We start from the raw sequence: 26428 nt of genomic DNA, 5'->3' as shown, positions 1-26428 counted from the left end.
GTCGTCAGCTGCGCCAATCCTTTCGCACTCCGCGCCCGCCGACACCGTTTAGCCGCCCGAAAAACCAAGGCGGAACGAATGGAATCGATCGGCATCGTCGCTCCTCAAACACTGCATTTCGACGAGCCCCTGCAACTGCAGAACGGCACGGCGCTGGCCGGGTACGACCTCGTGGTCGAGACCTACGGCACGCTCAACGCCGCGCGCAGCAACGCGGTGCTCGTCTGTCACGCGCTCAACGCCTCGCACCATGTGGCGGGCATCTATGAGGACGACCCCAGGAATGTAGGCTGGTGGGACAACATGGTCGGCCCGGGCAAGCCGCTCGACACCAACCGCTTCTTCGTGATCGGCGTGAACAACCTCGGCTCGTGCTTCGGCTCGACCGGCCCGATGAGCCTCGACCCGGCAACCGGCCAGCCCTATGGCGCGAAGTTTCCGGTCGTGACCGTCGAGGACTGGGTGGACGCCCAAGCGCGCGTGGCCGATCGCTTCGGCATCGAGAAGTTCGCCGCGGTCATGGGCGGCAGCCTTGGCGGCATGCAGGCGCTTGCATGGAGCCTGCGCTACCCCGATCGTCTCGGCCACTGCATCGTGGTCGCCTCCACGCCCAAGCTCTCGGCGCAGAACATCGCGTTTAACGAGGTTGCGCGCTCGGCCATCCTCTCGGACCCCGACTTCCACGGCGGCGACTACTACGCGCACAACGTGAAGCCGCGCCGCGGCCTGCGCGTGGCGCGCATGATCGGCCACATCACCTATCTGTCCGACGACGACATGGCCGAGAAGTTCGGCCGGGCGCTGCGCCGCGCGGAAGGCGCCGAGAACGAATACAACTTCAACTTCGACGTGGAATTCGAAGTGGAGTCGTACCTGCGCTATCAGGGCGACAAGTTTGCCGACTACTTCGACGCCAACACGTATCTGCTGATCACGCGCGCGCTCGATTACTTCGATCCCGCCAAAGCGTATGACGGCGACCTCACGCGCGCGCTCGCGCACACGAAGGCGAAGTACCTCGTGGCGAGCTTCGCGACCGACTGGCGCTTCGCGCCCGCGCGCTCGCGCGAACTCGTGAAGGCGCTGCTCGATCACAAGCGCCAGGTCACCTACGCGGAGATCGACGCGCCGCACGGCCACGACGCCTTCCTGCTCGACGACGCGCGCTATCACAATGTGGTGCGCGCTTACTACGAACGTATTGCTGCTGAGGTGGGCGCATGAACCAGAGCGCTTTCGACAGTCTTTCCGCCCGTCCCGACTTTCGCACCATCGCGCGCTGGATCGAACCGCGCGCGAAAGTGCTCGACCTTGGCTGCGGCGACGGCTCGCTGCTCTCGCTCCTCACCGAGGAACTGGAGTGCACGGGCTACGGCATCGAGATCAACGACGCGGGCGTGCTCGCCTCGGTGAAGAACGGCATCAACGTGATCCAGCAGAATCTCGAAGACGGCCTGCGCCTCTTCGAGGACGCGAGCTTCGACTTCGCGATCCTCTCGCAAACGCTGCAGACCATTCACCAGACAGCCGCGATCCTGCGCGAGACGGCGCGCGTGGGCAAGGAGTGCATCGTCTCGTTCCCGAACTTCGGCTACTGGCCGCACCGGCTCTCGGTGCTGCGCGGGCGCATGCCGGTTTCGAAGTCGCTGCCCTACCAGTGGCACAACACGCCGAACGTGCGTGTTCTCACGGTGAAGGACTTCGAGGCGCTCGCGCCCGAGGTAGGCATCGAAATTCTCGATCGCGCCGTGCTGCACGGGGGTCAGACCGTGCGTTGGGGTGTGAACTGGCGTGGTAGTCTTGCGGTCTATCGCGTGAGAAAAAAATGACGCCGTGCGCGGCGTCGCGTGTTTTTCCGCCCGACCGGTCCATCAGTGACCGCACCCAACACCGCCGCCGCTAACGACGACATGCAGAATCCGCCCCACGAGGCCCCCGCTCTTACCGCTCACGAATCCCATCCCGGCTGGCGTGCGTATCTGAATACGCACATGCTGATCTGCGTGTTCCTCGGCTTTACCTCCGGGCTGCCGCTCTTCACGCTCGTCTATCTGGTGCAGGCGTGGCTGCGCTCCGAGGGCGTCAACCTCAAGGAGATCGGCCTCTTCGCGCTGATCCAGTTCCCCTACACCTGGAAGTTCGTGTGGGCGCCGCTCATGGACCGCTACGTGCCGCGCCTGCCAGGCTGGCGCCCGGGGCGGCGGCGCGGCTGGATGCTCGTCACGCAAATTCTGGTGGCGCTCGCCATCGGCACGCTCGGCTACGTTTCGCCGAAGGATTCGATCTGGACCGTGGCCGCGCTCACCGCGCTCGTGGCGTTCTTCGGCGCGAGCCAGGACATCTCCATCGACGCCTACCGGCGCGAACTGCTCACCGATACGCAGCAGGGTCTCGGCAACGCCGTGCACGTGAACGCGTACAAGATCGCGGCGCTCGTGCCGGGCTCGCTCGCGCTGATCCTCTCCGACCACCTGCCGTGGAGCACCGTGTTCGTGGTCACAGCGGCCTTCATGATTCCGGGCATGATCATGACGCTCGTGGTGAAAGAGCCCGAAGTGCATGGCGCGCCGCCGAAGAATCTGCGTGAAGCGATCGTGCAGCCGTTCGCCGAGTTCGTGCACCGCGACGGTCTCGCCGCAGCACTCTTTGTGCTCGCGTTCATCTTCCTCTACAAACTCGGCGATACGATGGCGACCACGCTGTCCACATCGTTCTTCCTCGACATCGGCTATTCGCGCACCGAGATCGGCGTGATCGCCAAGATGACGGCGTTCGGCGCAAGCCTCGCGGGCGGCATTATCGGCGGCGTGGCGCTCGTGAAGATCGGCATTGGGCGCGGCCTGTGGATCTTCGGTTTCCTGCAGATGATTTCGACGCTCGGCTTCGCGTGGCTCGCGCAACTCGGCGCGGGCTCGCCGTCGCTCGCGGCGATCTACGATGCGGTGCTCGCCGTGAGCCATGCGGTCTCGTGGGCCGCAGGTCTCTTCGGCGCGAACGTGCAATTCACGCTCGACCCGCGTGCTGTGGCACTCGCGCTCGTGTACGGCTTCGAGACCTTTGCAACGGGCCTCACACTCGCCGCGTTCACTGCCTATATTGCCAGCACGACCGATCCGCGTTACACCGCCACGCAGTTCGCACTCTTCACGAGCCTTGCCTCCGTGCCGCGCACGCTGGCTTCCGCCGCGAGCGGCTACGTGGTCGCGCGGATCGGCTGGTTCGACTATTTCATCGTCTGCACGGTGCTCGCCGTACCGGGTATGCTGCTGCTCATTCGAATTGCCCCGTGGAGAGTCCGGTCGTGAGCACGCATGAGAGCGTCGTGCAAAGCCAGTGTGCGCCGCAGCGCCGCGGCGTGCGCGCTCGCGCGCTCGCGATGGTGCTTGCCGCCGCCTGGCCGGGCCTTTCTGCATGGAATACCTGGGCTGCCGACAACCCGGCCGCCACGAGCGCTCCTGCGGCCGTACCGGGCAACCCCGCAACGCCGCCGGCGGTCAGCGCCGCGAGCGCAAGCAACGGCGCAATCAACCCAACGAATAGCGCAAACGGTGGGGGGAGCAGCGCAGCAAACGGCGGTGCGAATGCGAATGCGAACGCGACGCAGAGCAACCTCTCGCCCGGCGCGCCGAACACGGGCCGCGTAGTGCGCTTCGGCAACGCCGCGGTGTACCGCAACCTGATTCCCTCGCCCATGCTCGAAGCGCAGGCCACTGCGGAATTCAACGAGATCGTGCGCGGCGCCGCGCATTCGAACCGACTCTATGCAGAAAGCGATCCGCACGTGCAGCGCGTGCGGGCGTTCGTCGACCGGCTCGCGCCTTATGCGCTGAAGTGGAGCGATCGCGTCAAGAACTGGAAGTGGGAAGTGGCGGTGATCCGCTCGAACGACATTCGCATGTATGCGCTGCCGGGCGGCAAGATCGTCGTGTACGGCGGCCTGCTCGACCGCGTGAAGCTCAACGACAACGAGTTCGGCATGCTGCTCGGCCACGAGATTGCGCATGCCGTGCGCGAGCACGTGCGCGAGCGCCTTGGCGAACAACAGGCCGCGCAAATCGAATCGGGCGCCGTGCCGCAACTCTTCGGGCTCGCGGATCTCGGTGTGTTTCCGCTCGGTATCGGTTCGCAGCTCGTGGAAATGCACTATGGGCGCGCCGACGAAACCGAAGCCGACGTAATCGGCAGCGATATCGCCTCGCGCGCGGGCTTCGATCCGCGCGCGGCGCTCACGCTGTGGGACAAGCTCTCGGTGGCGACGCGCGCCGACCGCGACCAGGGCTTCATCTACGTGCATCCGTACACGCCGGCGCGGCGCGCCGATATCGCCAAGCGCCTCGCCGACATGATGCCGCTCTATGCGAAGGCCATCGGCAAACCGCTCGCCGAGTTGCCCGACTACGAGGGCATCCCGGCCGTGCAGAAGCGCAAGGTCGTTTCGGCGCCCTGAAAGCGGTTTCAGAGCGCGCCGGGTTCGACCGTCACTTCTTGACCTTGTAGTCGTAGTCGATGGTCAGCGGCGCGTGGTCGCTGAACTTGATGTCCTTGAAGATCGACGTTTTCTTCGCCTTGTGCGCAATGCCGGGCGTCGCGATCTGATAATCGATACGCCAGCCCACGTTCTTCGCATACGCCTGGCCGCGGTTGCTCCACCACGTGTATTGCTCGGGGCGCGGGTCGAGCGTGCGGAACACGTCCACGTAGCCCACGTCGTCGAACAGGCTCGTAAGCCACGCGCGCTCTTCGGGCAGGCAACCCGAGTTCTTCTGGTTGCCCTTCCAGTTCTTGATGTCGATTTCCTTGTGGACGATGTTCACGTCGCCGCACACGATCACTTCGCGCTCGCGCTTGAGTTCGGCGAGGTGCGGCATGAATTCGTCCATGAATCGGTACTTCGCGGCCTGGCGCTCCTCGCCGCTCGAGCCCGAAGGTACGTACACCGAAATCACCGAGAGATTGCCGTAACGCGTCTCCACGTAGCGCCCTTCCGGGTCGAACTCCTCGCTGCCAAAACCGATGATGACGTCGTCGGGCTCGTGGCGCGAGTAGACGCCCGCACCGCTATAGCCCTTCTTCACCGCATGCTGGAAGTAGCCCGTGAAGTCGTGCGGCGCGAGAAACTCGGGCGTCATGTCGTCCTGCGAGCACTTGATTTCCTGCACGCAGAGCACGTCGGCTTTCTGTTCGCCGAACCATTCGAAAAAACCCTTCTTCGCCGCCGAGCGGATGCCGTTCAGATTCGCGGTGATCACACGCAACATGTCTTCATTCCTTTTGATTGTGCGCTGCTTTTACGTTGCCTCGCGCCGCGCCGAAGCGCGCCGCGCGAGGGAATACGGTCGGTCTCAGTCGATCTTGAGACCCTTGAGTTCGGCCTTGGCCGGCGGGAATTCGAGCTTCAGGCTTTCCATCAGGCGCAGCAGCAACTCGCCCACCATGACGTTGCGATGCGTCTTCGAATCGGCGGGAATCACATACCACGGCGCGTATTCCGTGGAGGTCGCCGCGAGCGCGTCCTGGTACGAGGCCTGATAGGCGTCCCAGTGCTTGCGCGCTTCGAGGTCCGATACGTCGAACTTCCAGTGCTTGGTCGGATCGTCGATCCGCGCCTGGATGCGGCTCTTCTGCTCGTCCTTCGAGATGTGCAGCATGCACTTGATGATCGAGGTGCCGCTCTCGGCCAGCAGCGCCTCGAAATCGCGGATCTGGCGGTAACGGCGTTCGCATTCGGCCGAGTCGATCTGGCCGGTCACGCGCGGCACGAGCACATCTTCGTAGTGGCTGCGGTTGAAGATGGCCAGTTCGCCCGCCCCCGGCACCTGCAGGTGCACCCGCCAGAGAAAGTCGTGCGCGGCCTCGATGGGTGTGGGCGCGCGAAACGGCACGATGCGCAGGCCGAGCGGGTCGACCTCGCGGAATACGCCGCGTATCGTGCCGTCCTTGCCGCTCGTGTCCATGCCTTGCAGCACGAGCAGCACGCGCTGGTGACGCTGCGCGTGCAGACGCTCCTGCAGCACGTCGAGCTTCTGGCCGATTTCAGAGAGACGGTCGCGGTCGCCGTCCTTGCTGCCGCTTGAAAACGGCTTCGCGGCGGGCGCAAGCGCGCTGAGCGAGAACGCCTGCGCCTTCTTGTCGCTGAAGTACGGTACGCGGTAATCGTCGAGACTCGGGACCTTGGACATGCGTTCTTCTCCTCTCTCTCGTGAATACAGATGGCAAAGCAGGCGCGCGCCGTTGCGCTCGCCTGAAGCGGCAAGGCGGCGCCGCACTGCTACGCACGACGCCGCCTTGCAAGCATGCCCGAATCAGGCGGGCCGCACCCGAACTCAGCCCAGCTTCTTCTTCAGCAGTTCGTTGACCTGCTGCGGATTCGCCTTGCCCTTCGTGGCCTTCATGGCCTGGCCGATCAGCGCGTTGAACGCCTTTTCCTTGCCGGCGCGGAATTCTTCCACCGACTTCTGGTTCGCCGCGAGCACCTCGTCGATGATCGCTTCGAGCGCGCCGGTATCCGAAATCTGCTTGAGACCCTTCGCTTCGATGATGCGGTCGGCGGCGCCTTCGTCCGCTGCCTTCTCGTCCCACATCGCCTGGAACACTTCCTTGGCGATCTTGTTCGAGATCGTGCCGTCGGCAATGCGTGCGAGCAGCACGGCGAACTGCGCGGCGGAGACCGGCGAGGCTTCGATGTCGAGGCCTTCGCGGTTCAGCTGCGACGAGACTTCGCCCATCAGCCAGTTCGCGGCGGCCTTGGCCTGAGCGGCGCCGGCCTTCGCGACGACGGCTTCGAAATACGCTGCCATCGCCTTGCTCGACGTGAGCACGTTCGCGTCATACGGCGTCACGCCGTACTGTTCGACGAAGCGCGTTTGCATCGTCGCGGGCAGTTCGGGCATCTCGCCCTTCACGCGCTCGACCCACGCTGCGTCGATCACGAGCGGCATGAGGTCGGGGTCGGGGAAATAGCGGTAATCGTGCGCGTCTTCCTTGCTGCGCATCGAACGCGTCTCGCGCTTGTCCGGATCGTAGAGGCGCGTTTCCTGCACCACCGTGCCGCCGTCTTCGATCAGCTCGATCTGGCGGCGCACTTCGTACTGGATTGCTTCTTCGAGGAAGCGGAACGAGTTCAGGTTCTTGATCTCGGCGCGCGTGCCGAATTCCTTCTGGCCGACCGGGCGCACGGAAACGTTCGCATCGCAACGGAACGAGCCTTCCTGCATGTTGCCGTCGCAAATCCCGAGCCACACGACGAGCGTGTGCAGCGACTTCGCGTAGGCCACGGCTTCCGCCGCGCTGCGCATTTCGGGTTCCGTAACGATTTCGAGCAGCGGCGTGCCCGCGCGGTTCAGGTCGATGCCCGTCATGCCCGCGAAGTCTTCGTGCAGCGACTTGCCTGCGTCCTCTTCCAGGTGAGCGCGCGTGAGATTGACGGTCTTCTCGTACGCCTCCGTACCGGCTTTTTCGTTGGCCGGCACCTGGATCGTGATGCTCCCGCCCTGCACGACCGGAATCTCGTACTGGCTGATCTGATAGCCCTTCGGCAGATCCGGGTAGAAGTAGTTCTTGCGCGCGAAAATGCTGCGCGGCGCGATCGTCGAGCCGATCGCGAGGCCGAACTGGATCGCGCGCTCGACGGCGCCGCGGTTCATCACCGGCAGCACGCCCGGCAGCGCGAGATCGACGGGGCAGGCCTGCGTGTTGGGCGCGGCGCCGAACTGCGTCGACGCGCCCGAGAAGATCTTCGACGCCGTCGACAATTGCGCGTGCGTTTCGAGACCGATAACGACTTCCCACTGTGTTGCCATGTTCACACCCCTGCCGGCGCCTTGCGATGCCAGTCGGTCGCGCGCTGGAAAGCGTCGGCGACCTGCAGCATGCGGGCCTCGTTGAAATAGTTGCCGACGATCTGCAGACCGACGGGTCGCTGCGCGTTCGCACCCGCGCCGAAGCCGCACGGCACGCTCATGCCGGGCAGGCCCGCGAGGCTCGTGGAAAGCGTGTAGATGTCCGCGAGGTACATCTGCAGCGGATCGTCGCCCTTCGCGCCCAGATCCCATGCGACGCTCGGGGCCACCGGGCCCATGATCACGTCGCACTGCTTGAACGCTTCCTGGAAATCCTGCGCAATGATGCGGCGGATCTTCTGCGCCTGCAGGTAGTACGCGTCGTAGTAGCCGTGCGAAAGCACGTAGGTGCCCACCAGGATGCGGCGTTTCACCTCAGGGCCGAAGCCCTCGGCGCGCGACTTCTTGTACATGTCGAGCAGATCGCGGTATTCGGCCGCACGGTGCCCGAAGCGTACGCCGTCGAAACGCGAGAGGTTCGACGACGCTTCCGCCGGGGCGATCACGTAGTACACGGGAATCGACAGCTCGGTCTTCGGCAGCGTGACTTCCACGAGCGTGGCGCCGAGCGACTCGTACGTCTTGAGCGCCGCGTCGATGGCCGCGCGCACGTCGTCGGCGAGACCCGCGCCGAAGTATTCCTTCGGCAGGCCGATGCGCAGGCCCGCGAGCGGCTTGTCGGCGCTGGCGTTAGCGCTCCACGTCTGGCCGATGAAGCGCGTGTAGTCCTCGTGCTCGTGCGTGAGGCTCGTCGAGTCGCGCTCGTCGAAACCGCCCATGGCGTTCAGGAGCAGCGCGCAATCGGTGGCGTTCTGCGCGAACGGGCCGCCCTGGTCGAGCGACGAGGCGAACGCGATCATGCCGTAGCGCGACACGCGGCCGTACGTGGGCTTGATGCCGGTCACGCCCGTGAACGACGCCGGCTGGCGAATCGAGCCGCCCGTGTCGGTGCCGGTGGCCGCGGGCGCGAGGCGCGCGGCGACGGCCGCGGCGGAGCCGCCCGACGAGCCGCCCGGCACGGCCTTCGTGTCCCACGGGTTCTTCACGGCGCCGAAATGCGAGTTCTCGTTGGACGAGCCCATCGCGAATTCGTCCATGTTGGTCTTGCCGAGGCAGACCATGCCCGCGCGCTCGAGCCGCTCGACCACGGTCGCATCGTACGGGCTCACATAGTTGGCAAGCATCTTCGAGCCTGCGGTCGAGCGCCAGCCGCGCGTGACAAACACGTCCTTGTGCGCGAGCGGAATGCCCGCGAGCGGGCCCGCGTGGCCCGAGTGCAGGAGCGCGTCGGCGGACCTGGCCTGGGCGAGCGTCAATTCGGGATTGACGTCGACGAAAGCGTTCAGGTCTTGATGTGCCTCAATCCGGCCCAGAAAATGCTGGGCCAGCTCGACTGCGGAGCACTCCTTCGCAGCCAGCGCGGCGCGCAGTTCGGTCAAGCTTTTGTCATGCATTGCGTGATTCCTGGAAGAACGTCACGGCGTGGTCGAAATCAGATCGTTGCGCCGTCCGACAAGCAGCTCGACAGACGTTGACAAACGTATGGGCCGCTTCTCGGAAAACCCGGGAAAACTCGGGAGTCCGTGCCTTTTCGAACAGTTCCGACAACTCGAAAGGTTTCGAAAATGGCGAAAAAATGCTGCGCGTTTACTCAATCACGCGCGGTACGAGGTAAAGTCCGTCCTGCACCGCGGGCGCGGGACGTTGCAGCGCTTCGCGGTCGACGATTTCGGTCACGGCGTCCTCGCGCAGGCGCAGCGCGACATCCTCGATCTGCTCGATCGGGTGGGCGAGCGGCGCAATGCCAGTCGTGTCCACGGCCTGCATCTGCTCGACGAGGCCAAAGAAGTCGTTCAGGCGTTCGAGCGTATTGCCGGCTTCGGCGTCGGCCAGTTCGAGGCGCGCAAGATGCGCGATGCGCTTCACATCGTTCAGGGTCAGGGCCATGCGGTCACCGGAAAAAGAAGCTGCGGCAGTGCGGAAATTCGGTGCTGCAACAGCGGTTTATCGCGCCGGATCCGGTTGTGGAGGAAAGCTTCGATGAGGTCAAAAACTGCCTTCCGGATCCTGCAAAACAGGCAAAATTATAAGGTATCATTACGCGTTCGACCCAAACCCGGACCGCCTTGCATCCGCCTTTCAGTTCTGTTCGCAGCGCAATGCGGCCAGACAAGATCAAACGGGCGGCGCAGCCAGGCTGCCTCCGGTAACCATCCCCGCAGTTTCAGGCCCCTCGTGGCGCCCCTTGCGACGCCCTCCGCAGCGATTCGGAGTGCTCTCGTGGCGGAGCACGACGCCCTGAGGCTGTTAATTTATCCGCTGCCGCCCTCGCCCACGAAGCTGGAAGGTCGGCCACAAGCGAGACAGGATTTTTGAATGTTCGGTTTTCTGCGTAGCTACTTCTCCAACGACCTGGCGATCGACCTCGGCACCGCCAACACCCTGATCTACATGCGCGGCAAGGGCATCGTCCTCGACGAACCCTCGGTCGTCTCCATTCGCCAGGAAGGCGGCCCGAACGGCAAAAAGACGATTCAGGCAGTCGGCAAGGAAGCCAAGCAGATGCTCGGCAAGGTCCCGGGCAACATCGAAGCCATCCGCCCGATGAAGGACGGCGTGATCGCCGACTTCACCGTCACCGAGCAGATGATCAAGCAGTTCATCAAGACGGCGCACGAGTCGCGCATGTTCTCGCCGTCGCCGCGCATCATCATCTGCGTGCCGTGCGGTTCGACCCAGGTCGAGCGCCGCGCGATCAAGGAAGCCGCGCACGGCGCGGGCGCCTCGCAGGTCTACCTCATCGAAGAGCCGATGGCCGCCGCGATCGGCGCGGGCCTGCCGGTTTCGGAAGCCACGGGCTCGATGGTCGTCGACATCGGCGGCGGCACGACCGAAGTGGGCGTGATCTCGCTCGGCGGCATCGTGTACAAGGGCTCGGTGCGCGTGGGCGGCGACAAGTTCGACGAAGCGATCGTCAACTACATCCGCCGCAACTACGGCATGCTGATCGGCGAACAAACCGCCGAAGCCATCAAGAAGGAAATCGGTTCGGCCTTCCCGGGTTCCGAAGTCAAGGAAATGGAAGTGAAGGGCCGCAACCTGTCGGAAGGCATTCCGCGCAGCTTCACGATTTCGAGCAACGAAATTCTCGAAGCGCTCACCGACCCGCTGAACCAGATCGTCTCGTCGGTGAAGATCGCGCTCGAACAAACGCCGCCGGAACTGGGCGCCGACATCGCCGAGCGCGGCATGATGCTCACGGGCGGCGGCGCGCTGCTGCGCGACCTGGACCGCCTGCTCGCCGAAGAAACCGGTCTGCCGGTGCTCGTGGCCGAAGACCCGCTCACCTGTGTGGTGCGCGGCTCGGGCATGGCGCTCGAGCGCATGGACAAGCTTGGCAGCATCTTCTCGTACGAGTAAGCGCGCCGCGCACCGCTGCGCTCGCCCTCGGCGCGGTTTAGGCGTCGCCGCGCCACTAGTGGCGTGGCGGCACGCGCGCCGCCACGGCGCCCGCAACGGGGCAGCCTTCGGGGCGCCGAAGTTTCACGCTTCGTGGTGCCCTCCGTTACCCCCTCTGTTTCACCGAACCGCACACGCCCCCGGCGCCGACCATGGAATACAGTCCGCCGCCCCTCTTTAAACAGGGCCCATCGGCACTCGCACGGCTGATCTTCTTCGTCGTGCTGTCGCTCGCGCTCCTCGTCTCCGACGCGCGCTTCAAGACGCTCGAGATCGTGCGCGGCGTGCTCGGCGCGGGCCTGTACCCGCTGCAACGCGCGGCCCTCGTGCCGCGCGACTTCTTTATGGGCGCCGCCGATCTGGCCGTGACGAGCTCCTCGCTGCGTACCGAAAACACGCAGCTGCACGCCCGCAATCTCCAGCTTTCGCAGCAGGCCAACGCGGCCGCTTCGCTCGCAGCCGAAAACGCGCACCTGCGTGCGCTGCTGCAGCTCTCGCAGCGCATCGGCGCGCAAACCACGCCCGCCGACATCCAGTACGACACGCGCGACCCGTTCACGCAGAAGGTCGTGATCGGCGGCGGTTCGCAGCAGGGTATTCAGAACGGCTCGCCGGTATTGAGCGAGGACGGCGTGATCGGCCAGGTCACGCGCGTATTCCCCATGCAGTCCGAAGTCACGCTCGTCACCGACAAAGACCAGGCCGTGCCGGTCGAAGTCGTGCGCACGGGCCTGCGCAGCGTGATCTACGGCACGGCGAAGGGCGACCTGCTCGATCTGCGCTTCGTGCCGATCAGCGCCGATCTGCAAGTGGGCGACGAACTGGTGACGAGCGGGCTCGACGGCGTGTATCCGCAAGGGCTGCCGGTCGCGAAGGTATTGCGCGTGGACAAGCAGGCCGATACGGCATTCGCACGCGTGGTCTGCCTGCCGCTCGCTGCGGTGCGCGGGGCGCGTCAGGTGCTCGTGCTGCACTATGTCCCGCAAGTGCCGCCCAACCCGATCGTCGCCGAAGAAGCCGCGGCAGCCGCCGAGGCGAAGGACGCAAAGAAGAAGGCCGCCAAGGCCGCGGACAAGAAGGCCGACAAGAAAGCCGACGACGCGAAGGCGAAGCCCGCCGCAGCGCCGGCGGCCCCCGCACAGCAGGCAAAACCCGCGGCAAACGCGCCCGCCGCCGACAAAAAGCCGACGGACAAAAAACAGCCCGAAAAAAGGGCCAAGGAGAGCCTGCGGGAAGAGGCAGCGAAGGCCGTTGAGCAAGGGGGCCATTGATGCCGCGTCCGCAATACATTCTCCAGCCGGTCAATCCGTACTTCATCGTTTTCAGCCTGGCGGCGGCGTTCCTGCTGAACCTGCTGCCCTGGGGCAAGGTGCCCGGCGTGCCGGATTTCGTCGCGCTCGTGCTGCTGTTCTGGAACATTCACCAGCCGCGCAAGGTCGGCATGGGCGTCGCGTTTTTCCTGGGGCTCCTCATGGACGTCCACAACGCGAACCTGCTGGGTGAGCACGCGCTCGCGTACACGCTGCTTTCGTACGGCGCGATTACCATTCACCGCCGCGTGCTGTGGATGTCGATCGGCCTGCAGATGTTCGCCGTTACGCCCATGCTGGTCGGCGCGCAAGTCGTGCCGTTCGTGATCCGCCTGCTGATGGGCGCTTCGTTTCCCGGCTGGGGTTACCTCATCAGCGGCTTCGTCGAGGCCATCCTCTGGCCGTTCGCGAGCGTGCTGCTGCTCCTGCCGCAGCGCCGCCCCGTCGATCCCGACGACACCCGGCCCATTTGAGCGGCGCGCACTCGCCGCTGGAAGACTCGCTTGACTACCTCTTACGCACCCCGGCCCGAAGTTCCTCATGCCTGGAACAGCGGGGCCTGGGTCTGACAGCATGACCGAATTCAAGGACACCCAGCAGCAGCTCACGAAGTTCCGCCTGCGCGTCGCGGCGGCGGGGCTGTTCGTGTTCGTCTGCTTCGGGCTGATCGCGTTCCGCTTCCTCTATCTGCAGGTCTGGAACCACAGCAAATACTCGCTGCAGGCGGACGAAAACCGCATTTCCGTCGCGCCGATCGTGCCGAACCGCGGCATCATTACGGACCGCAACGGCGTCGTGCTCGCGAAGAACTACTCCGCGTACACGCTCGAAATCACGCCCTCGAAGCTCACCGACACGCTCGACGACACGATCGACCAGCTTTCGACCGTGATCCCGATCGACGCGCGCGACCGCCGCCGCTTCAAGAAGCTGCTCGAAGACTCGAAGAACTTCGAGAGCCTGCCGATCCGCACGCGCCTGACCGACGACGAAGTCGCGCGTTTCACCGCCCAGCGCTTCCGCTTCCCCGGCGTGGAAGTGCGCGCGCGCCTGTTCCGCCAGTACCCGCTCGGTCCGACGGCCGCGCACGTGATTGGCTATATCGGCCGTATTTCGCAGCGCGACCAGGAGCGCATCGACGACGCCAGCGACCAGAACGACAACGATCAGGAGCACTACGATCCGCGTCTCGATGCAAACAACTACAACGGCACCGACTACATCGGCAAGATCGGCGTCGAGCAGAGCTACGAGACCGAGCTGCATGGCCTGACGGGCTTCGAGGAAGTGGAAGTGACGGCGGGCGGCCGCCCCGTGCGCACGCTCTCGCGCACCCAGGCGACGCCTGGCAACAACCTCGTGCTCTCGATCGACATCGGTCTGCAGCAGGTGGCGGAGCAGGCTTTCGCGGGCAAGCGCGGCGCACTCGTCGCGATCGAGCCTTCCACGGGCGACATTCTCGCGTTCGTCTCCGCGCCGAGCTTCGACCCGAATTCGTTCGTGGACGGCATCGACCAGCAGACCTGGGACGAACTCAACAACTCGCCCGATCACCCGCTGCTGAACCGCCCGCTGCACGGCACCTATCCGCCGGGTTCGACCTATAAGCCGTTCATGGCGCTCGCCGCGCTCACGCTGCACAAACGCACGCCGCAGTGGGGCTTCTCGGACCCCGGCTACTACATGTTCGGCGGCCACCGCTTCAACAACGACGTGCGCTCCGGCCAGGGCTGGGTCGACATGAACCGCGCGATCATGGTGTCGAACGACACCTACTTCTTCATGCTCGCGCACGACCTGGGCGTGGATAACATCGCGAACTTCATGAAGCCGCTCGGCTTCGGCCAGCTCACCGGCATCGATATCTCGGGCGAGGCGCGCGGCATCCTGCCCTCCACCGAATGGAAGCGCAAGGCGTACCGCAAGCCCGAGCAGCAGAGGTGGTACGAGGGCGAGACGATCAGCCTGGGTATCGGTCAGGGCTACAACTCGTTCACGATCCTGCAGCTCGCGCACGCCACGGCCACGCTCGCCGACAACGGCGTGCTCATGAAGCCCCACCTCGTGAAGGAGATCGAGAATCCGATCACGAAGCAGGAGCGCCTCACGGTGCCGAGCGAAAGCGGCCGTCTGAACGTGAGCCAAGCCGATATCGATGTGGTGAAGCGCGGCATGGAAAACGTGACGATGAATCAGTCGGGCACCGCGTTCCAGGTCTTCCGCAACGCGCCCTACACGTCGGCGGGCAAGACCGGCACGGCGCAGGTGTTCTCGCTGCAAGGCGGCAAGTACAAGGCGCATGCGCTCGCCGAAAATCTGCGCGACCACGCGCTCTTCATCGCGTTCGCGCCGGCCGAAAAGCCGCAGATTGCGCTCGCGCTGATCGTCGAAAACGGTGGCTGGGGCGCACAGGCAGCAGGCCCGATTGCGCGCCGCGTGCTCGACTATTACCTCGTCGACCGCCTGAAGCCGGGCGTCCAGCAGGCGGCCGTGGCCGCGGCGGCTTCGGCCACGGAGGATGCGTCCGCGCCCGTGATCGGCGCGCCGCCCGAAGCGGCGTCTGGTGCGGCATCCGGTGCAGCGGCCGGCGCGGCTTCGGGCACGCCCGCGACGCCCACGACGCCCGTCGCACAACCTGTGAGGGTCGCCGCCGGCTTCACGGCGCTGCCGATTCCCGGCGCGGCATCTGCAGCCGAATCGGCTTCGGCTGCTGCTGCGGCGGCCTCGGGCGCGGCCGCGGCGGGTCCGGCTTCGGCCTCCGGCGCAGCGGCGCGGCCGATGCCCGCCAGCAGCGCAGCGGCCAGGACGCGCAAGCCCGGCCAGAACGTTAGTCCCGATGCGAGCGCCGCAACCGATGCCGTGAACGGCGGCACCGCCGGCGCGAACGGCACGCCCGACACGGCCGCCGCCCGCCCCGCGCCCGCCTCCGTGCCCCGCCACTTCGGCCCTGGCCCTCATCGCCCGCGGCGCCCCGCCAGCGCAAGCGACGCGGCCACGCTCGCACCGCCGCCCAAGCCCGCAACGGGCGGCATCGACGAGTAAGGAGTCACCATGCCTTTCTTCCAGCTCGACAAGATCGACAAGCGCGCCGTGCTCGACACGCTGCGCAAGATGTTCCTCGGCTTCGACCGCCCGCTCGCGCTCACCGTGTTCCTGCTGCTGTGCGTGGGCATCGTCACGCTGTACAGCGCGAGCCTCGACGTGCCGGGCCGCGTGGAAGACCAGCTGCGCAACATCATGCTCACCTTCGTGCTGATGTGGGCGCTCGCCAATGTGCCGCCCAACACGCTCATGCGCTTCGCCGTGCCAATCTATACGTTCGGCATCGCGTTACTGATTGCCGTGGCGCTATTCGGCCTCACGCGCAAAGGCGCGAAGCGCTGGATCAACGTCGGTGTGGTGATTCAGCCCTCGGAAATCCTCAAGATCGCCACGCCGCTCATGCTCGCGTGGTACTACCAGCGCCGCGAAGGCGTGATGCGCTGGTACGACTTCGTCGTCGGCTTCGTGATTTTGCTCGTGCCGGTCGGCCTGATCGCCAAGCAGCCCGATCTCGGCACCGCCGTGCTCGTGTTCGCGTCGGGCCTCTTCGTCATCTATTTCGCGGGGCTCTCGTTCAAGCTGATCGTGCCGGTGCTAATCGCGGGTGTGATCGCGGTGGCCTCTATCGCGGCGTTCCAGGACAAGATCTGCCAGCCGCAGGTGAACTGGCCGCTCATGCACGACTACCAGAAGCACCGCATCTGCACGCTGCTCGATCCCACCTCCGATCCGCTCGGCAAGGGCTTCCACACTATCCAGGCGGTGATCGCGATTGGTTCTGGCGGCCCGCTCGGCAAGGGCTGGTTGAAGGGTACGCAGTCGCACCTGGAGTTCATCCCCGAAAAGCACACCGACTTCATCTTCGCGGTGTTTTCCGAGGAGTTCGGCATGGCGGGCGGCCTCGTGCTGCTCACGCTCTATATGTGTCTGATCGCGCGCGGGCTCTATATCGCCGCGAATGGCGCAACGCTCTTCGGGCGATTACTGGCCGGATCGCTGACGATGGCGTTCTTCACCTACGCGTTCGTCAACATCGGCATGGTGAGCGGCATCCTGCCGGTGGTGGGCGTGCCGCTGCCGTTCATGAGCTATGGGGGCACCGCGCTCACCACGCTCGGTGTGGCGATCGGGCTCATCATGAGCGTGGGACGCCAGAAGCGGTTGATGCAGAGTTGAAGGCACGGCGAGCGGTTATGTCCGCTCGATCGATGCAACAAGAAAAAGCGCGCCGCCATTGTCCGGCGCGTTTTCGTTTCAGCGATTTTTCTGACTCTAGCTGCGTGGCACTTACTGCGCGGGCGCCGACTTCATCAGTTGCGCGCTCAACTGCTGGTACTTCAGCCGCGCCACGGGATCGCCCTGCGCCGCCGCCGCCGCATAGTACGCGCGCGCGACGTTGAGGTTCTTCGGCACGCCGTCGCCGCCGCGCTCATAGAACGAACCGGTCACGTATTGCGCCGTCATGTCGCCGCCCTCGGCGGCCTTCTTGTACCAGTAGAACGCCTGCTTGTTGTCGCGCGTGGTCCCGCGCCCGTCCAGGTACTGATTCGCGAGCGCAAGCTCCGCCTGCACGTGGCCCTGCTTCGCCGCCTTGAGGAACCACTGGTGCGCCTGGACCGGATCGCGCTCGACGAAGTCGCCGTCGTCGTACATCTTGCCGTACACGTACTGCGCGTGCGACATGTTCGCGTCCGCCGCCTTGCGCAGCCACTTGCGGCCCTCGCCCACGTCGGCGGCCCCGCCTTCGCCGTTCACCAGCATCATCGCGTAGTTGAACTCCGCCAGCCGGTTGCCGCGCTCGGCCGCCGCCTGGAACTCGGCGCGCGCCGCGCTCAGATTGCCCGCGTTGTAGTCGGCAACGGCGTTGGCCGTTTGCGGATCGGATTCGGCGCCAGGAGGGGCGCTTGCGCCGTCGGCTGCTGCCGCGAAGCCGCTCATGCCGAGCGCCGCGCCAGCCACACAGCCGATGGCGACCGCGCGTGCCATTCGTGCAAGCCGCAGTGCAAGGAACCGCGCAAGAAGGCGCTCAAAAAGCGCTTTCGGACGCCTCATGATCTCGCCTCCTGGAGCGCCTGGCGCGTCGCGCGCACGAGCCAGATCACGTCGGCGGCAAGGGCGATGAAGCTGAAACCCATCTCGCGATACTGCTTCGCGCCAGCCGGGTCCATCGCGAAAATGCCCGCAGCCACCCCCGCGTCGCGTGCGGCGGCCACGATGCGCCGCATGGCGGCGAGCACGTCGGGATGCTTCGAGTCGCCGAGATGGCCAAGGCTCGCCGCCAGATCGGCAGGACCCACGAACAGGCAGTCGACGCCCGGCACCTTGGCAATCTTCTCGACTTCGGCCAGCGCCGCCGCCGACTCGATCTGCACGATCGTCGCGATCTGCGCGTTCGCGCCCTGCAGGTAGTCGCGCCGCATGCCGTAGGCCGCCGCGCGCACTACGCCTGCCACGCCGCGCTGGCCGCCGGGCGTGCTCGCATCGGGGTACTGCGTGAGGCTCACGGCGCGCGCAGCCTCTTCAGCCGAGGCCACATTGGGGAACATCACCGTGCGCGCGCCCGCGTCGAGCACGTGCTTCACGAGCCACGGCTCGCTGTCGGGCACACGCACCACGGGCTCGGTGGGCATATGCGCGGCGGCAATGGCGCGCAGTTGGGCGATGGTGTCGCCGCTGTCGTTCGGGGTGTGCTCCATATCGATCAGCAGCCAGTCGAAACCGGCGTGCGCGAGCGCCTCGGCGGCGGTTTCGCTGCCCATCGAAAGCCATAGGCCGAATAGCGGGTCCGCCTCCTTGAGGCGTTCCTTGAGGGGATTGGTGAAGGTACTCATCGCCGTGCTCCCGGCGAGGCTGCGGGGCGCGCGCGAGTCGCGGGCGGTGTTTCGCCCGGCAGCGCAGCAGCCGGCAGGTCTCGCTCCGTTATGTGTTTGTCGGGCCGCACGCGGGGATGCGCAGGCCTTGCGGCAACGATCATACCGCGACAAAAACTTGCCCGACGGCGCGGAAAACCCGCCTTGCGCGGGTCGTCGGAGCGAGGGTGAGACGGCGGGGTGAGTCCGCCGAGGCGGAACTCGCCGGCGTCAGTCGCGCGTGACTTCGGCCCAGCAGTTCGGCGTCTCGTACAGGCGCAGCTTGTGCAGGCGCAGGTTCACGCCGTAGTGCGCGTCGTACACGTTCGCGAGAATATCGAACGCGATGGCCGCGAGGTTCTCCACGGTCGGAATGCGGTCGATCACGACCGTCTTGTGGCCCGGCAGCGTTTCGAGAAAGCCGCGCACCTGCGTATCGCCCGAGAACACGAGGAACGCGTGATCCCACAGATCGACGAGATGCTGGTTCGCGAGCGACTTCACGTCGGCGAAGTCCATCACCATGCCGCGGTCGGGCGCGCCTTCGGTTTCGACGAGGTCGCCTTCCAGCGTGATTTCGAGCACGTAGCGATGGCCGTGCAGGTTGCGGCACTGGCTGCGGTGGTCAGGGATGCGGTGGCCCGCGTCGAATTCGAGTTTTCGGGTGATCGTCAGCACGGCGCTTCTTCAGAAAAATTCGCGTGAATCAGGGAATGTTCAGGTATTTGTGGGTCTGCATCGACAGGCGCCACTGCGGATGGCGCTTGCACCAGTCGATCGCGAGCTTCGTGTTCAGGTCGCGCGACGGGCCGTCCATGGGCTGCACGAGAAAATACTCGAAATCGAGCTTCGCGTACTCGGCGAGGCGCTGGTTTTCCTGCGGCACGACGACCTTCAGCTCGTTGCCCTTCGTGACGACGAGCGGCGCGTCGGCCTTCGGGCTCACGCAGATCCAGTCGATGGTTTCGAGCACCGGCAGCGAGCCGTTCGTTTCGATCGCGATCTCGAAGCCGGCGGCGTGCAGTGCGTCGACGAACGGCGGGTCGATCTGCAGCATCGGCTCGCCGCCCGTGCAGACCACGAAGCGGTTGCCCTCGCCTTCGGGCCACAGCGATGCGATCTTCGCGACGAGCTCTTCAGGCGTGCGGAATTTGCCGCCGTTCTCGCCATCGGTGCCGACGAAGTCGGTGTCGCAGAACTGGCACACGGCCTCGGCGCGATCTTCCTCGCGGCCCGACCAGAGATTGCAGCCGGCGAACCGGCAGAACACGGCCGGACGCCCGGCGTTCGCGCCCTCGCCCTGCAACGTGTAGAAAATTTCCTTTACCGCGTAAGTCATCGTGCAGCCTGGTTCTGGCTCATACGCGCAACGCGCGTGCAAAGCCGGTTGGTCTCGGGCGCATGTTCAACGTGCTGGCAGGGCGCACCGCCCGTGCGCGGCCCTGAGCATTTTCACTGCGAAAGTCGCTGTGCGCGGCCCGAGCCTTACGCTCAGACCGGTGCTTCCGTCACGTTCTCGCCAGCGAGATACGCTTCATACCCGCGCTTGCGCAGCTTGCACGCCGGGCACTCGCCGCAGCCGAAGCCCCAAGCGTGAAGCTCGGCGCGCTCGCCCACGTAGCAGGTGTGCGTTTCCACGCGCACCATGTCCACCAGCGCTTCGCCGCCCAGCTTTTCGGCGAGCCGCCACGTGTCGGCCTTGTCGAGCCACATGAGCGGCGTTTCCAGCACGAAGCGCGTGTCCATGCCGAGATTGAGCGTGACCTGCAGCGCCTTCATGGTGTCGTCGCGGCAGTCGGGATAGCCCGAGAAGTCGGTTTCGCACATGCCGCCCACGAGCACCTTGAGCCCGCGACGATAAGCGATCGCCGCGGCAATCTGCATGAACATCAGGTTGCGGCCCGGCACAAAGGTGTTCGGCAAGCCGCTCGCCGCCGTTTCGATCTCGATCTCGCGCGTCATGGCCGTGTCGCTGATCGAGCCGAGCACCGAGAGATCGATCATGTGATCGTCGCCAAGACGCTCACCCCACTCGGGGAACGTGCTGGCAATCGCCGCGCGAAAACCTTCGCGGCACTCCAGTTCGACGCGATGACGCTGGCCGTAATCGAAGCCGAGCGTCTCGACGCTCTCGTAGCGGTCGAGCGCCCAAGCGAGGCACGTGGCCGAATCCTGGCCGCCGGAAAACAGTACGAGCGCGCCCTTGGCTTCAGTTCGAGTCACCGTGAAACTCCGTGTATGAGGTTTCCGCGCGAATGCTTTCGTCGCGAGCCTGCGCTGCTCGATGCGTCCGCGCGGACCGGCAGGGACAACCCCGCACCGGCTCATGCAGTATAGGCCGGGGCCTCAGCACGGGCATCGGCGCACCCTTATATCCTGGATACCATCGCCGTCGGGTATTCGAACCGCAAGACCAGGCGCCCAACGCGCGCACAACGAAAAAGCCCCAGGAATCGAACGATCTCCTGGGGCTGCATTCTGGTGGCCTGGGACGGAATCGAACCATCGACACGCGGATTTTCAATCCGCTGCTCTACCAACTGAGCTACCGGGCCAACGAAGAAAGAAGAGTATAGCGGGGAATACGCTCTTTGCCAAGGGGCTTTCGCGAAATTCGTGAGCCGGGCCGCGCCACTCACTTCGCGCGAGCGCTCACGCCCTCACTCGCCCTTGCTCTTGCCGAGGTCCACGCCGAGCTGCTTGAGCTTGCGATACAGGTGCGTGCGCTCAAGCCCCGTTTTTTCGGCCACGCGCGTCATGCTGCCATTCTCGCGCGCGAGGTGGTACTCGAAGTAAGCGCGCTCAAACGCGTCGCGCGCGTCGCGCAGCGGAATGTCAAACGAGATCGAAGCCGTTTGCGTGGCCGGCGCACCCGCCTGCATGCCATGCACGCCGTCGGCGCCCAGCACCGGCAACGCCGCCGCCGATGCCACGACTGCGGGTCCGCCCGCCACCGATTTCCCCGCCGCCGCCGATGTGGCCGGCGCAACGGGCGCCGCCGTGCCGCGCGCGAGCCCCTGCTCGACCGCCTTCAACAGCTTTTGCAGCGCGATCGGCTTTTCGAGAAAGTTGAGCGCGCCGATCTTCGTCGCCTCGACGGCCGTGTCGATGGTCGCGTGCCCCGACATCATGATGACCGGCATCGTGAGATGGCCCTGCGCGGCCCATTCCTTGAGCAGCGTCACGCCGTCGGTGTCCGGCATCCAGATATCGAGCAGCACGAGATCCGGCACGTGGCGCTGCCGGAATTCGCGCGCCTGCTGCGCATCTTCCGCGAGCTCCACGACGTGTCCTTCGTCGCTGAGGATCTCCGAGAGCAATTCCCGGATGCCCATTTCATCATCTACCACCAGGATGGTTGCCATTTACGCTGCCCTTGTCTGCACTGTTGCTTTTGATCCTTGCTCCGCTTCGGCACGCGCCTGCCCCGCCACGGCTCGGCCGGGTCCCGGCGTGGCGGCATCTGGGGGGATGTCGTCCGCCAACTGGAGAAAGAGAATCGAGATCTGCGCGCCTTCGATTACATCGCCCGCTTTCATTCGATTGCGGATGTCGATGCGCGCGCCGTGCTCGTCGACGATCTTCTTGACCATCGCAAGCCCGAGTCCTGTTCCTTTGGCCTTGGTCGTCACATAGGGTTCGAACGCGCGCGTGAGGATGCGCGCCGGGAAGCCCGGGCCATTGTCCGAAACCGTGAGACGCACCGCCACGCGCGTGCGGCCTTGCGCGTCGGGGTCTCCGTATTCTACGGCGCGGGTCTCGAGCGTCACGTGAGGATTCTGCGTGTCGGCCACCGCGTCCTGCGCGTTTTGCAGCAGGTTGTGGATTACCTGGCGCAATTGCGTGGCGTCGCCGCGAATGACCGGCAAGTCGGAGAGCTCGACCTTGATCGCGCTCTTGCCTTCTCCCACACCGTAGAGCGTGAGCACTTCGCTCACGAGTTCATTGAGCTGCAGGTTCGCGAGCACCGCAGGCGGCGTGCGCGCGTAATCGCGGAAGTTGTCGACCATCTGCTTCATCGCCGCGACCTGATTGACGATGGTGGTCGCGCCACGCTTGAGCACCTCGGCGTCGGTGGGCGCGAGCTTGTCGGAAAGCTTCATCTGCAGGCGTTCGGCCGAGAGCTGGATCGGCGTGAGCGGATTCTTGATCTCGTGCGCAAGGCGCCGCGCGACTTCGCCCCACGCCACCGAGCGCTGCGCCGAGATCACGTCGGAGATGTCGTCGAACACCACGACGTAGCCCGAGGTCTGCATGTCGCCCGCGTCGCGGCCCGTATCGGAGACGAGGCGCGCGCCGCGCACGAGCAGCGTGAGCGGATCAGCCTCGCCCGGAATCGGCACGGAGAACTGCTGCTGCCAGTGGCCGCGATCTTGATCGCCGCCTTCGCGGTCCGTGCGCGAAGCTTCCTGATCGGCGAACGCCTTGCGCACCATTGCGCCGAACTCGGTGAGCGCGCCGATATGATCGAGCGCGACGCCAAGTTGCGTCTGGAACGGTTGACGGAAGATGCGCTCCGCGCCGGGGTTCGCCGTCGTGAGGCGGAACTGCCGGTCGAACACGAACACGCCCGCGGTGAGGTTCGCGAGAATGCTCTCGAGATACGCCTTCGAATGCTCGAGCGCGACGCGGTTCTTCTCCACGGCCTGGCGCGCTTCGGACAGCTGGCGCGTCATCGCGTTGAACGACTGGGTGAGGAAGCCCAGTTCGTCGCGCGACTTGATTTCGCGCTTGGGCGTGTAGTCGCCCTCGGTCACTTCCTTCGTGCCCTGCGCGAGCAGGAAGAGCGGCCTTGCAAGCTGATTGCCGAGCGCGAGCGCCAGCATCATCGCAACGAAGGTGGCGAGAAAGAGCGCGAGCGTGAGCGTGCCGATATACATCTTGCGCAGGCCGGTGCGGCCAAGCGCCTTCTCCTGATACTCGCGATACGCGCGCTGCACGGCGTCGGCGTTACGCGCGAGCGCCGCCGGCACCGGCTGCTCCAGTTGCAGGAAACGCTCGACCGGCTGCAGATCCGTGGTGTTCGCATCAGGAATGCGCGTGACCACGCGCAAGCGCAGCGCGCCCTTCGAGCCCAGCTGATGCGGGTCGCCGTCCACTTCGCCTTCGATCGCCGCGTAGCCGCGCCCGCGCGCCTGATCGATCATGAGCGACGTGGGCATATCTGCGGGCATGAGCGACGAGAAGTTGCTCGACGCCTGCGCCACCACGTGCATGTCCGGCGCCGCGCCCGACATGCTGCGCACCGGCTCGACGATCATCGCGTCCTGCACGCCGAACTGGTCGCGCGCGCGCAGGAGCGTGAGCGTCGTGCCCGCGGCGTCGCCGCTCGCGATCTGCTCCGCCATGAGACGGCCCTTGGTTTGCAGGTCGGACAACGAGGCGTCGAGCATGCCGCGCCCGAGATTCAGGCCTGCCGTGAGCGCGGTTTCCACGTTCACGTCGAACCAGGACTCGATCGAGCGCGAGACGAACTGATACGAAACGATATAGATGATGCCGCCCGGCACCACGCCCACGAGCGCGAAGAAGAACGCGAGCTTCGCGAGCAGCCGTGTACCGAACTTGCCGCGCCTCAAGCGCACGACGATCACGATCATGAGCGCCGTGACCACCGACAGGAAGATCAGCGCGACGACGATATTGGCCGCATAGAGCCAGCCGTAGTAGCGGTCGAAGAACTCGGTGTTCGCGCTCGCCGCGGCGAGCAGGACGAGCAGCAGCGTCGCGGTGAACGCAACGGTGGAAACGAGCAGCTTGACGACGACGCTGCTGAAGCTGGTGGCGCGGCGCACTTTATTTAGCACGTTCGGTCACCGTGAAGTTAAAGCGCTTCCAGTCGGAAGCGAGGTTCCAGTCGCGGTTGTTCACGGCGTCGATCTGGAACGGCTTGGGCATCAGCGCGACGTCGAGCTGCATGCGCACCGAGGCCGTGTACGTTTCGCCGGCATGCACGTCTTTGGGGTCGATCACGTGCCACGAGGTGACGTGCTTGATGACCGCGAGCGCTTCCGCGAGCGACGAGAAGCCGAGCTGCAGGCCGCCGCTGGAGACGCGGTACTCGCGCGTGAGCGGCTGGAACGACAGGCGAATGCTTTGCGAAACGCTCACCGGCTGTTCGTCGAACCAGTACCAGCGCGCGCGCGTGAGCTCGAAGTCGGTGGTGAAGTAGAGCGGAATGCCCTTGTTGACCGCGTCTTCCAGGCTGCTGTTGAGGTCGAAGTCGAAACGGGCGTCGAGGCTCCAGCCGTTGCTGTCGGCCTGGAGCGACGCGCGCTGCACCGCGATCGAGTCGGCGCGCGCCGGCGTGGCGGCCACGAAGCCGACGACGGCGAACACCAGCCAGATCAGGGCCGCGAACCGCAGCGGGAAGAAGCGTTTGATGGTCACCGTTTCTGAAAGCGCGCGTAGAAGAATCCGTCGTGATCTGCGGTGCGATCGGGAACGGGGCGGTCGGTTGCCGTCACTTCGGCCTTTGCATCGGCATCGTGCCGCGCCTCGCCGGCTGCGCCGCATGCTGGCCCACGGGCCGGCGCGCCGAGCGCCTCGGGCAGCAGTTGCCCCGGGGCGTCCAATCGTACCGCATCCGCATGGGTGCTTTCAAACCAGCGCGCCTGCGCCTCGCCTTCCTCGGGGAAGATCGAGCAGGTCACATAGAGCAGCTCGCCGCCCGGCTTCACGAGCGGCCACAGCGCATCGACGATGCGGCGCTGCTCGGCGGCCAGCGCCGCGATGTCGCTCTCGCGGCGCAGCCAGCGGATGTCTGGATGGCGGCGCACGATGCCCGAGGCCGAGCACGGCACGTCGGCGAGGATGCGATCGAAGAGTTCGCCGTCGTGCCATGCCGCGGGATTGCCCGCGTCGCCGACCACGATCCTTGCGCGGCGCGCCGGATGCGCGGGGTCGTCTTGCGCGAAACCGAGGCGCGCGAAGTTCTCGCCTATGCGCGCGGCGCGCGTGGCATCGCTCTCCAGCGCGATCAGGTCGATGTCGGCAAGCTCGAGCAGATGGCCGCTCTTGCCGCCGGGCGCCGCGCAAGCGTCGAGCACGCGCATGCCGTCGCGCACGCCGAGGATTTGCGCGGCCACTTGCGCACCGGCGTCCTGCACGGACACGTCGCCCGCCATGAAGCCGGGAATGCGCTCCACCGGCAGCGGCGCGGCCAGGCGCACGGCGTGTTCGCCGATCTGCGTGGCGGCGATGTTTTCGGCGGCGAGCCGTTGGACGTAGTCGGCGGCACTCGCACGGCGCGCGTTCACGCGCAGCGTGAGCGGGCCTTGCGTGTTGCCAGCGGTGAGAATGTCCTGCCACTGCGCGGGCCACGCGGCGCGGACCGCGTCGATCCACCAGCGCGGATAGTTCCACTGCGCGGTTTCATCGGCCTGAGCGGCGGCCAGCGCCGTGTCGCGCTCGCGCAGAAAGCCGCGCAGCACCGCATTGACGAGCCCCTTCGCGAACACGATCTCGCGGCGCGCACCCACGGCGCGTACGGCCTGGTCGACGACCGTGAACGGCGTGTAGGCAGCGCTCGCCTCGTCTTGCGCGAGCAACGCGAGCGAACAGGCCAGCAGATTCGCGACGTGCGGCGGCGGCGCCTTGCTCACGCGCTGCCGGATCAGCCAGTCGACCGTGCCGAGGCGCCGCATCGTGCGATACGCGATGTCCTGCACGGCGCCGCGAGCCTGCGCCGCGAAGTCGGCGGGCAACGCGGCGAGGGCGCTCGCGAGCGCGGCGGGCAGCGCCGCACCGGCGCGCACCGCGCCGACCGCATGTGCCGCCTGGTCGAGCGCAAAGCCGAGCGAATCGGGGGCCAGGTGCACGGCGTGGCTGTGCGCCGGCGCTGTGCCCTGCTGGCGCGCAGACGATGCGGAACTCTTTTTGCCGTGAGACGGCTTGCTCGGTCGCCGGGGTGGGCTGGATGTCATGAAGA

23 protein-coding genes and 1 tRNA gene are annotated in these 26428 nt (G+C 65.8%); 9 read left to right on the top strand and 15 right to left on the bottom strand.

The window, feature by feature from the left end; genetic code table 11:
* Positions 1 to 78 precede the first annotated feature (78 nt).
* From metX to FAZ97_RS00270, 4 genes are all read left to right on the top strand, one after another.
* Positions 79 to 1224, top strand: coding sequence for a homoserine O-succinyltransferase MetX (metX, locus tag FAZ97_RS00285; RefSeq protein WP_158756656.1), 1146 nt, complete (start codon positions 79 to 81; stop codon positions 1222 to 1224).
* Positions 1221 to 1829 carry a methionine biosynthesis protein MetW gene (metW, locus tag FAZ97_RS00280; RefSeq protein WP_112170109.1) on the top strand — a complete coding sequence of 203 codons (609 nt, stop codon included), beginning with the start codon at positions 1221 to 1223 and terminating at the stop codon, positions 1827 to 1829. The genes metX and metW overlap by 4 nt, the downstream gene beginning before the upstream one ends.
* Positions 1830 to 1910: 81 nt before the next feature.
* On the top strand, positions 1911 to 3305 hold the full coding sequence (locus FAZ97_RS00275) for an AmpG family muropeptide MFS transporter (protein ID WP_158759001.1): 1395 nt from the start codon (positions 1911 to 1913) through the stop codon (positions 3303 to 3305).
* Positions 3302 to 4447 (top strand): M48 family metallopeptidase, encoded by a 1146-nt coding sequence (locus tag FAZ97_RS00270; RefSeq protein ID WP_233271598.1) that lies wholly within the window; start codon positions 3302 to 3304, stop codon positions 4445 to 4447. The genes FAZ97_RS00275 and FAZ97_RS00270 overlap by 4 nt, the downstream gene beginning before the upstream one ends.
* Before the next feature lie 31 nt (positions 4448 to 4478).
* Here the strand turns inward: FAZ97_RS00270 and FAZ97_RS00265 are convergent, their stop codons facing one another.
* The 5 genes from FAZ97_RS00265 to gatC all read right to left on the bottom strand — a co-directional run bounded on the left by FAZ97_RS00265 (position 4479) and on the right by gatC (position 9785).
* Entirely contained in the window at positions 4479 to 5258 is a 780-nt protein-coding gene (locus FAZ97_RS00265) for an exodeoxyribonuclease III (protein ID WP_158756655.1), read from the bottom strand.
* 84 nt (positions 5259 to 5342) lie between these two features.
* The gene (locus tag FAZ97_RS00260) at positions 5343 to 6179 is read right to left on the bottom strand and encodes a polyphosphate kinase 2 family protein (protein ID WP_158756654.1); all 837 of its coding nucleotides are present in this window, start codon (positions 6177 to 6179) and stop codon (positions 5343 to 5345) included.
* 144 nt (positions 6180 to 6323) lie between these two features.
* Positions 6324 to 7799 carry an Asp-tRNA(Asn)/Glu-tRNA(Gln) amidotransferase subunit GatB gene (gatB, locus tag FAZ97_RS00255; protein ID WP_158756653.1) on the bottom strand — a complete coding sequence of 492 codons (1476 nt, stop codon included), beginning with the start codon at positions 7797 to 7799 and terminating at the stop codon, positions 6324 to 6326.
* 2 nt (positions 7800 to 7801) lie between these two features.
* The gene (gene gatA, locus FAZ97_RS00250) at positions 7802 to 9292 is read right to left on the bottom strand and encodes an Asp-tRNA(Asn)/Glu-tRNA(Gln) amidotransferase subunit GatA (RefSeq protein WP_158756652.1); all 1491 of its coding nucleotides are present in this window, start codon (positions 9290 to 9292) and stop codon (positions 7802 to 7804) included.
* 193 nt (positions 9293 to 9485) lie between these two features.
* Positions 9486 to 9785, bottom strand: coding sequence for an Asp-tRNA(Asn)/Glu-tRNA(Gln) amidotransferase subunit GatC (gene gatC, locus FAZ97_RS00245; protein ID WP_028203206.1), 300 nt, complete (start codon positions 9783 to 9785; stop codon positions 9486 to 9488).
* Positions 9786 to 10214: 429 nt separating this feature from the next.
* Here gatC and FAZ97_RS00240 point away from each other — a divergent pair, with 429 nt between their 5' ends.
* From FAZ97_RS00240 to rodA, 5 genes are all read left to right on the top strand, one after another.
* On the top strand, positions 10215 to 11258 hold the full coding sequence (locus tag FAZ97_RS00240) for a rod shape-determining protein (RefSeq protein ID WP_004189550.1): 1044 nt from the start codon (positions 10215 to 10217) through the stop codon (positions 11256 to 11258).
* A gap of 191 nt (positions 11259 to 11449) precedes the next feature.
* Complete coding sequence (mreC, locus tag FAZ97_RS00235) at positions 11450 to 12568, top strand: rod shape-determining protein MreC (RefSeq protein ID WP_158756651.1); 1119 nt, start codon at positions 11450 to 11452, stop codon at positions 12566 to 12568.
* Positions 12568 to 13080 (top strand): rod shape-determining protein MreD, encoded by a 513-nt coding sequence (gene mreD, locus FAZ97_RS00230; protein ID WP_158756650.1) that lies wholly within the window; start codon positions 12568 to 12570, stop codon positions 13078 to 13080. The genes mreC and mreD overlap by 1 nt, the downstream gene beginning before the upstream one ends.
* A 100-nt stretch (positions 13081 to 13180) precedes the next feature.
* Complete coding sequence (mrdA, locus tag FAZ97_RS00225; RefSeq protein WP_158756649.1) at positions 13181 to 15649, top strand: penicillin-binding protein 2; 2469 nt, start codon at positions 13181 to 13183, stop codon at positions 15647 to 15649.
* A 9-nt stretch (positions 15650 to 15658) separates the two neighbouring features.
* Positions 15659 to 16825: a rod shape-determining protein RodA gene (rodA, locus tag FAZ97_RS00220; protein ID WP_158756648.1), complete on the top strand. Its 1167-nt coding sequence runs from the start codon at positions 15659 to 15661 to the stop codon at positions 16823 to 16825.
* A gap of 111 nt (positions 16826 to 16936) precedes the next feature.
* On the opposite strand, the gene FAZ97_RS00215 is transcribed toward rodA, so the two are convergent.
* The 10 genes from FAZ97_RS00215 to rsmB all read right to left on the bottom strand — a co-directional run bounded on the left by FAZ97_RS00215 (position 16937) and on the right by rsmB (position 26423).
* Positions 16937 to 17587 carry a tetratricopeptide repeat protein gene (locus FAZ97_RS00215; protein WP_233271693.1) on the bottom strand — a complete coding sequence of 217 codons (651 nt, stop codon included), beginning with the start codon at positions 17585 to 17587 and terminating at the stop codon, positions 16937 to 16939.
* A gap of 110 nt (positions 17588 to 17697) precedes the next feature.
* Positions 17698 to 18480 (bottom strand): HpcH/HpaI aldolase family protein, encoded by a 783-nt coding sequence (locus FAZ97_RS00210; RefSeq protein ID WP_158756646.1) that lies wholly within the window; start codon positions 18478 to 18480, stop codon positions 17698 to 17700.
* A gap of 249 nt (positions 18481 to 18729) precedes the next feature.
* Positions 18730 to 19173: a 6-carboxytetrahydropterin synthase QueD gene (queD, locus tag FAZ97_RS00205; RefSeq protein WP_110854557.1), complete on the bottom strand. Its 444-nt coding sequence runs from the start codon at positions 19171 to 19173 to the stop codon at positions 18730 to 18732.
* Between the two features lie 31 nt (positions 19174 to 19204).
* A complete protein-coding gene (gene queE / locus FAZ97_RS00200) occupies positions 19205 to 19837 on the bottom strand; it encodes a 7-carboxy-7-deazaguanine synthase (RefSeq protein ID WP_158756645.1) in 633 nt (210 codons plus the stop codon).
* Positions 19838 to 19989: 152 nt separating this feature from the next.
* A complete protein-coding gene (gene queC / locus FAZ97_RS00195) occupies positions 19990 to 20721 on the bottom strand; it encodes a 7-cyano-7-deazaguanine synthase QueC (protein ID WP_158756644.1) in 732 nt (243 codons plus the stop codon).
* A 256-nt stretch (positions 20722 to 20977) separates the two neighbouring features.
* Positions 20978 to 21053, bottom strand: a tRNA-Phe gene (locus tag FAZ97_RS00190).
* A 105-nt stretch (positions 21054 to 21158) separates the two neighbouring features.
* Positions 21159 to 21863, bottom strand: coding sequence for a response regulator transcription factor EsaR (esaR, locus tag FAZ97_RS00185; RefSeq protein ID WP_158756643.1), 705 nt, complete (start codon positions 21861 to 21863; stop codon positions 21159 to 21161).
* Complete coding sequence (locus FAZ97_RS00180) at positions 21864 to 24305, bottom strand: sensor histidine kinase (RefSeq protein WP_158756642.1); 2442 nt, start codon at positions 24303 to 24305, stop codon at positions 21864 to 21866.
* Positions 24295 to 24888 carry a DUF4390 domain-containing protein gene (locus FAZ97_RS00175; RefSeq protein ID WP_158756641.1) on the bottom strand — a complete coding sequence of 198 codons (594 nt, stop codon included), beginning with the start codon at positions 24886 to 24888 and terminating at the stop codon, positions 24295 to 24297. The genes FAZ97_RS00180 and FAZ97_RS00175 overlap by 11 nt, the downstream gene beginning before the upstream one ends.
* Entirely contained in the window at positions 24885 to 26423 is a 1539-nt protein-coding gene (gene rsmB / locus FAZ97_RS00170) for a 16S rRNA (cytosine(967)-C(5))-methyltransferase RsmB (RefSeq protein WP_158756640.1), read from the bottom strand. Before rsmB ends, FAZ97_RS00175 begins: the two co-directional genes overlap by 4 nt.
* Between the last annotated feature and the right edge of the window lie 5 nt (positions 26424 to 26428).

The sequence above is a fragment of the Paraburkholderia acidiphila genome (genome assembly GCF_009789655.1).
GTDB lineage: Bacteria > Pseudomonadota > Gammaproteobacteria > Burkholderiales > Burkholderiaceae > Paraburkholderia > Paraburkholderia acidiphila.
The sequence above is the reverse complement of the archived record's forward strand: the minus strand, read 5'-3'. Positions and strand labels throughout refer to the sequence as shown.